The sequence below is a fragment of the Amedibacillus dolichus DSM 3991 genome (genome assembly GCF_000154285.1).
GTDB lineage: Bacteria > Bacillota_I > Bacilli_A > Erysipelotrichales > Erysipelotrichaceae > Amedibacillus > Amedibacillus dolichus.
The window spans coordinates 1-1242 of the sequence record NZ_DS483464.1; the positions used below are offsets into that span (position 1 = coordinate 1).

A 1242-nucleotide genomic window follows, 5' to 3' on the forward strand; every position below is an offset into this window, starting at 1 on the left:
ATACGCCACTGTGGTGGATTCCGCGCCCTCACAGAAATCCTAACGGAACAGTTTTAAATGGACCACATTTGCATATTTATAAAGAAGAATATTATTACACAAATACTAACTTACCCTATGCTATTGAATTTGATATAAACGACCCCTCTTTAATGGAAAATTGCATAGCTTTCCTAAAAGAATTTAATGTCATAGAATATCCTGTTTTAATTGAACAGCCTGCTCTATTATTAAATTAGTTGTATTTACTTCACAATGTTGTTGTGTATAATATAAATATAGAGAGGAAGTGAAACCGTGATTGATAGTTTGATTCAAAATTATTATGACTTTATAAAATCAAATATCCAAGTAAAGGAGATTCATGGTTACCACGAGATTACCACTCCTCTGCTTGATCATTCGAATGATTTTATTCAAGTTTATGTTAGCATTGATAATGACGATATTACAATAACTGATGATTCCTATACAATCAGCAATTTAAAAGCTTGCGGATTAAATTTTTCTGACAAGAGAAATAAAGTGGTAGCTGGTGTCTGCGCACAATTTGGAGTAAAAGTTGAAAATGAAGAAATATTTGTTAAGACCGATAAAAATAATTTTGGTCTTAAATTAGACTCACTGCTACAATGTATTGTAAAAATTGATGATCTATGCTATGTTTCAAGAGAAAGTGTAGCAAGTTTTTTTGATGAAGATGTGAAACAATACTTCGAGAAAAATAATTTGTACTTCACCGAAAATATATCTTTAATGGGGCAGTCTGGTTATCAATTTAAAATCGATCTCTCTTTCCAAAGGACAAAGGATAATCCAACACGTTGGGTTAATATTATTAATAAAGCTTCTAAATCTAATTGTATGATAACATCATTCGGTTGGTTAGATACAGTTTCTCAAAGAAATCATACGGAAAAAATGTATGTGATAATAAATGATAGTAATCCTATAGATAAAGGAGTATTAGAAAGCTTTAGAAACTATGATATTACCCCTATCTTATGGAAGGATATAGAAACAAAATCAGTTTATTTTCTAACTAAGTTGCAATAATATATAAAATTGCAACTTTTTTTATTATTGTACACCTATCGGTAACATTATGTTCTATTATTTATACGTAAAGGATGATGATGTACGATAAATCAAGTGCCTTCTACTGTGAGAAATGTTATGATATGAGAAACACTAGATGCTATCTATCCTAAAGGCTAGGGTTATTATCAGAGAAATCATTAC

General features: G+C 30.0%; 2 protein-coding genes. Both read left to right on the top strand.

From position 1 onward, the window contains the following. On the top strand, positions 1 to 239 hold a 239-nt coding region (locus EUBDOL_RS11615; protein WP_004797601.1), incomplete at its 5' end, for a DUF6978 family protein. A gap of 58 nt (positions 240 to 297) precedes the next feature. Further along, positions 298 to 1056, top strand: coding sequence for a DUF1828 domain-containing protein (locus EUBDOL_RS01010; RefSeq protein ID WP_004797604.1), 759 nt, complete (start codon positions 298 to 300; stop codon positions 1054 to 1056). Positions 1057 to 1242 lie beyond the last annotated feature (186 nt).